Below are 6,430 nucleotides of genomic sequence, written 5' to 3' on the forward strand. Positions count from 1 at the left end.
CTCGAGCCTAGGTGTGCTCGACAGCGATAGCTTCTATTAGAAAGCCAATAAGCTGCATAAGGATTTCCCTCGCTCATTAGCTTCGCTAGACGAGATACTACGACACTTTTTTCTGAGATATCATTCAATGTTAATCGCGAATATAGAATCGTTGCATGAGCATTCCCTTTCTCTATAAGGCGATTAAATCGATCTTCTTCTTCTTTGCTCCAAGGCGTTCCTCGTTGTAGATCAAGCAACACATCATACATTTCATTTTCAGGACGAACTGTGCTGGATATATAAGGATCATCGGCTACTTTATCAATATTCTTTTCAATGAAGTCCTTGAATAAAGGAATATCACCTTCAGGGTTTATCGCCTTTTCTTTGCAACCGGTGAGGATACTCATCGATATGCTTAAAAGTATAACTTGGATAATCGTTTTATGACGCATCATAAGGCAGTGTCCAGCAGATAGTGATTTTAGACCGACAGATAGCATAACGTTTTAAAGCTAAGGAATGCTACCGCCCAGCGGGTGTTGCATCACTCACTGGGTGGTAAATATTTAGAGTACACACTCAACACTTGGAAAAGAGCTTTACACTTAAAACGAAATATTGGCCTTAGCCAAAAAAATCGTCCTCGGGCGTAAGTACTATGAACATTCTCGTGATCTTCAAACCGATCTTTTTGAATAAAAAATTCGCGATCTCGCCCTTATAAATAATTCATAGCTATCAGTGAGCCTTTTGACTCACTGATAGCTATGAATTGGAAACTAAAAAGGCATGATCTATAAAATAATTTTATAAATTAGTCGAGTACCCTCTAAAAAACTCAACTGTTGTTTCGTCCAAATAGAGGTTTGCTTTATACCCCTTAGCTCTTTCTCTAGCCTTGAGTCTTATACTTTCAATCTCCTCTTTTTTAACACGCTCACCACTATAGTTATCGAAATATTTTAATTTATCTATTTTTTCATTGTACTCTTCATCAAAGTATCTTATTAAATCGCAGTCATAATGGCTATTCATAGAGTTAGCAACCATACAGTAGAAGAATGAGACTTTCGAAGATAAACTATCTTTATCGCCTACTCCATTATCTCGCATTAACGGAATAAAAATTACACTTTTAAATACAAATGCATAGTAGTCACCTCTTTCTATTCCATACTCTATCCATTTTAAAGCCTCATCAATGCGATTTCTTTTTTTATATATAAAGGCCGCTTGATATGCCCCATAAAGGTTCCCATCCTTAGCTATTTTTTCCAAATATTTTGGGCGGGTATCTTCATTAAGATCAGACCAAATCCTGTCATCAAAGAAAAAGGTATAGCCTTTGTTTTTATATAACTTACTCGCTAACTGCTCATATCGATAATCCCGATAAAATGGAATATACTGCCACCAACTAGGGTCATGATATAAAAGGGCATACATTGCCTTTCCATCACCTTCTTCGGCGAGTTTCTCCCAACCTTCTATTGCTTTATCAACCCATTTCTCGTCACACGGCCAGCCAAGATAATTACAATATGAGGTAGTCACCTTTGGCATATGGGTACCTGCAAGTGTCGCCATCGCCCAAGGGTTACCACCTTCAGCTACCTTTAGTAAGTTAGAACCTACATACAGTGTTTCGGCAGTCTTGAACTGGGTATACGCCAACCAGTAGGCTGCATTAGCATCGCCATGTTCAGCTAACGGTTTAAATATCTCACGGGCCTTTTTAAACTGACCTTGATTTAATACTTCAATTCCTTTCTCCAACGTTTCCGCACAAGATAGGAATGGAAAAACACAAGCAGACATTGCTAGAAATTTTAACAACTTCACATTAACCACCAATGATTTTCTGGAACCTTTTATTTTTTAGTTCATTTATTTTTGACTTATCATTTACATGAGCAACTTCGTATTCAATCACTTCCTGGTAGGCGGGAAGATAAATAACCTTCTTGTAAGGAACCCAAGGTCTCATAGCATCAAGACGTTCGCTACAAAGGGGCATTTTTTTCGCCTCTAACGCTCGCTTCTCCTTATCTCGAATAAGATGAAAAGGAAGCAGTGCAATTTGCGTCAGGGTAAGCTGATAAGGAATGCTACCGCCCAGTGAGTGTTGTAGCACTCACTGGGCGGTAAATATTTAGACTACACACTCAACACTTGGAAGAAGCTTTACACTTAAAACGAAATATTGGTCTTAGCCAAACAGAAAATCGTCCTCTGGCGCAAGTGCTCTAGGTAGAGGAAAACGCCAGATCATTTTCGCGGTGCTGGACACAGTATTTTGACTATTACCGTAGACAAAGAGATATGAATTTTTTACATATAAAAATTCAAAGATTATCACTATAGCCCTTGAAGAATTCAACGGTTGTTTCATCGAGTTTTAAATCAGTGTGATATCCTGCGACATATTCTTTCGCCTCTTTTCGAATATTTTCAAGCTGTTTTTCTGTCACCCTTTCTCCGGTAACTTTATCATAATACTTATGCATTCCTATATTTCGATCATATTCGAAATCAAAGAAGTTAATAGCACGACATCTATCGTTATTTCCGAGAAGACTATCAGCAGCGCTACAATAGAAATACGCGCGTTTAGAAGTTTTTTCATCTTTCGAGCCTATACTATACGTCCTCTTAAGACGTATTAACCCTACAGATGCGCTATATAAAGCGTAAGAATTTCGTTCTTTTATTCCATTTTCTATCGTACTAATCGCTTTTCTGATTTCTTCATTCTCTTCAAGTATATGAAACAATTTATAGGATGCTACGCCATCGCCATCTGAAGCCATCTTTCCCAAATACTCAACTCTCTTTTCTTCATTAAAAAAAGACCAGAATGAGGAGTCATAAAAGAAAGCGAAACCTTTATTCTCATATAACTTTCTTGCTATTTTCCCATATCGGTAGTCGCTATATATTGGAATGTACTGCCACCAGCTAGGGTCATGATATAAAAGGGCATACATTGCCTTTCCATCACCTTCTTCTGCGAGTTTCTCCCATCCCTCAATTGCTTTATCAACCCATTTTTCATCACACGGCCAGCCAAGATAATTACAATATGATGTCGTCACCTTTGGCATATGGGTACCTGCTAGTGTCGCCATTGCCCAAGGGTTACCACCTTCAGCAGCTTTTAATAGGCTCGACCCTGCGCCTAGCGTGCCTGATGTTTTAAATTGTGTATAGGCTAACCAGTAAGAGGCTTTAGCGTTACCTTTATCAGAAAGCGATTTAAAAACTTCATTTGCATCTTCATACTTTCCTTCATTTAGCAGAGATAATCCCTCTTGGACTGTTTCAGCTTTAGATGACGACGTTGAAAAAATAAAAAAAACAAATAATAAAATAATCAACTTCATTGTTTTCTACCACCTACTAACTCGCGATATCCTTGTCTTTTAGCATAAGTGATACCTTCTTTGTCATCCCGGTTAACCACTATATATTCGTCTACTTTTTGATAAGCTGGAAGTATTATACTTCTTTTCAAAGGAGCCCAATCTTCCGTTAAAGAAGATACATTATTGACTAGAAGCTCCTTGCGACGAATTAAATCACGCTTGAAGTCTTGGTCTTTTATAAGATCCAATTTTTTATAGGATTCTTCCCAGAAACAGATAATTCTATCAATGTTTTCCGCATACTGTTGCCATTTCACCTCTTCGGGAAGCTCCATCTCAATCTCTTCTCCGACCCTTTGCATGACGTTCTCGAACTTTTTCTTGGCATTATCGCTTATCGGGTGGCTCTCTCCTCTTATCCATTCTAAAAGCTTGGTCATCGCAGCCACTTGGTTAAGATTACGCTCAGCAGCTTCTGCATCGTTACCCCAAAATCCTAAATCATGATAATGCAATAGAACCGAAAAGAGCTTGGCGTAGGTCTCAGCCGGCATTTTCTTGATCCAGTCTCGCTGACCGGATGTCTCAACGTCACTATTAATGAAGTTCGCCACAAAGGGGGCGTTCGTCGCCTCCAACGCTCGCTGCTCCATATCGCGAATAAGATGAAAAGGAAGCAGTGCAATTTGCGTCAGGGTAAGTTGATAGGCAACGGCCACTGTCAGTAGCCTGTTAAAAGCATAAAAGGCTTCACTGCCGTCACTTTCATGGAATAGGCCAAAGCGACTGAAGCTCGGGTGCTCCATCACATCTAACAGCCGTGAGATAAATTCATCGTAAGCAAGCGGGTCTAACTCAAACGCCAGCTTGCCAGAGAAACCGGCAATAGACGCGGCGCCAAAGTCGAAACGAAAAATTAAGCGGCCATTATCTAAGGTACATTGCAAGATAAGTTTGGCTCCAACGCCTAACTGCGCGGTGAGACGAGTGGCGAGCTTAAACAACTGTTTCATGTCCGAGCTACCCACATTTTTCCATAAGCATTCAAGACTGACTTGTCCACCTACCTCTGCACCAGCAAAGGCCGACACCTCAGTCTTTGCACCCGCCTTAATATTTCGCAGTTTACTATCATCTGCGAGTTCTAGGTCTTTCTTGCTTTCCAAACGTGTTGCAATAAAGGTTTGAGATGTCCGCAGGCCTGTGGCGCCTGTGGCACCATCTTGACCAAATCCAATCTCATTCGAGTATTTTATGCTTGCCGCTAACATACCGTGCACAACCGCTTCAATGTCGAAGCGAATGTCTCCTAAGCTCACTTCACGACGCTCATTGTCAACGGTGTAATAAGGAACTTTTAGATCGTACATGTTTTCAGCTGGAATGGAGAATTTTGTCGCTAATTGGCCGCTGGCGAAATCAAGCGACGCTCCCAGCTGCGTGTTCCCCACTAAGTTTAAGTTGACGCTTTCAGCTGCTGCCTGCGCTGAATATGTAAATCGCATAAATTGTGCGCCGCCGCTAACGTCCATCTTAACGGTGTTACCAAAAATCTCGGTTTGCTGGGTTCGCCACGGTAGCACATACTCATAGGCCTCATCTAAAGCGACCTCTCCCCCCACGTTGGCCAACGCAAACGTCTTTTTAATTTCCGCATCATTCCCCAAGGCGTCTCTTAACGCGTCCTTGAATCCCTCGGGCTTTATCACTCCTTGCCCTGTTGGTAGCGTGGGTTCATAAACTTGCGCACAACTTTGCTTATTCCTTGCTGGGTCATTATCTATAACCGCACATGTTGAGCGTATATACATCGCTTCGTTTGGCTTGGAAGTGAGTGCGCACTCAACAATTGTCGTATTCAACGCCATTGAGTCAGGCACAATTTGATTGTTCAAATTTTCTGGTGCCCAATCTTTGTGCTCATCCCAAAGCAATATGCGCTTTTTCTCTCGTACTTGCCCTATGAGGACCGAATCCTCCTGACCGTCTAGAATAGACGATTGAGTTCCTCTTATCAGCTTTCACTCCAAGGTATACCCCGTTGTAGTTTTAACATCACTTCATACATCTCATCATCAGGCCTCAGTGTACTTGATATGTAAGGATCATCGACAACTTTATCAATGTTCGCCTCAATGAGGTCTTTAAATAAAGGAATGTCATCTTCAGGGTTGATCGCCTTTTCTTTGCAACCGGAGAGGAAACTCATCGATATGCTTAAAAGTATAACTTGGATAATCGTTTTATGACTTATCATAGTGCTATGCCCAACAGGTAGTGATGTTTTGGCCGAGAGATAGCATAACGTTTTAAAGCTAAGAAATGCTACCGCCCAGCAAGTGTTATAACACTCACTGGGTGGTGAACATTTAGGATGTCAAATCAAAACGGCCAAGAAGTCTTGAAATTTTTAACGTACCAGTCTCAACTGAACAGAAAATCAACCTTGGCCCCAATTATCGATCCTAGTGAAGTAATCGATATAAATCATCGGTTTCATCTCAGCGATTTCTTTTTCTATATTACAAATGCTTTCATCGTAATCACTCTTATCTGGCCAGTCATCATAATAAATAAAATAACGACTATCCTTAAATATCTTTTCGTACAATAACGCATGACAATATTTTTCTTGATTATTTAGCTCATCACTTCTATCTAATGCCATTGATAAAAAGTAGTAACTGCCTCCTACTTTTTTCATTCTTTCGAATAATTCATCATTACTCTCTTCGTAGTACATTACTGTCCCCATAGCTGGGATGTAATTATTATTACTTGCAATCTTAAAAAGATCGAATGCTAATTTTTCTAGTTCTTTTGAACGAAAGATGACACCGTTATTTGTCTGCTTTTGCAATGAGTCGGTATAGTCCATCAATGGCTTATAGTAATGCGCCTCTGCAAATCGAATCACTTCTTTTATATACTCTTCACGCTTTTCTACTGATTCATCAAGACCTTGATCTTTTAACAAAAAATACTGAGCACGAAGATCGCCTTCCGCTGCGAGTTTTTTAAATCCCTCGACTGCTTTTTGGTAAATTTCCTCAGTGCAGTATTTATTTTCATAGGAGGTA

Annotated in this window: 5 protein-coding genes and 2 pseudogenes; all 7 read right to left on the reverse strand. The window is 40.2% G+C overall.

What is annotated here, in order from left to right; translation table 11 throughout:
• Positions 1–440 (reverse strand): annotated as a pseudogene (locus tag BZG25_RS15405) (hypothetical protein); the annotation flags it as partial.
• A gap of 352 nt (positions 441–792) precedes the next feature.
• Complete coding sequence (locus BZG25_RS15410) at positions 793–1,827, reverse strand: hypothetical protein (RefSeq protein ID WP_077641682.1); 1,035 nt, start codon at positions 1,825–1,827, stop codon at positions 793–795.
• Position 1,828: 1 nt separating this feature from the next.
• Complete coding sequence (locus BZG25_RS15955) at positions 1,829–2,119, reverse strand: hypothetical protein (protein ID WP_131825366.1); 291 nt, start codon at positions 2,117–2,119, stop codon at positions 1,829–1,831.
• 211 nt (positions 2,120–2,330) lie between these two features.
• Positions 2,331–3,368: a hypothetical protein gene (locus tag BZG25_RS15415; RefSeq protein ID WP_077639352.1), complete on the reverse strand. Its 1,038-nt coding sequence runs from the start codon at positions 3,366–3,368 to the stop codon at positions 2,331–2,333.
• On the reverse strand, positions 3,365–5,218 hold the full coding sequence (locus BZG25_RS15420) for a hypothetical protein (RefSeq protein WP_131826120.1): 1,854 nt from the start codon (positions 5,216–5,218) through the stop codon (positions 3,365–3,367). The genes BZG25_RS15415 and BZG25_RS15420 overlap by 4 nt, the downstream gene beginning before the upstream one ends.
• A gap of 146 nt (positions 5,219–5,364) precedes the next feature.
• The gene (locus tag BZG25_RS15425; RefSeq protein WP_131825362.1) at positions 5,365–5,559 is read right to left on the reverse strand and encodes a hypothetical protein; all 195 of its coding nucleotides are present in this window, start codon (positions 5,557–5,559) and stop codon (positions 5,365–5,367) included.
• Between the two features lie 231 nt (positions 5,560–5,790).
• A pseudogene (locus tag BZG25_RS16010) lies at positions 5,791–6,430 on the reverse strand (sel1 repeat family protein); the annotation flags it as partial.

This window comes from Salinivibrio sp. ML198, from assembly GCF_001996015.1.
In the GTDB taxonomy this organism is placed as follows: domain Bacteria; phylum Pseudomonadota; class Gammaproteobacteria; order Enterobacterales; family Vibrionaceae; genus Salinivibrio; species Salinivibrio siamensis.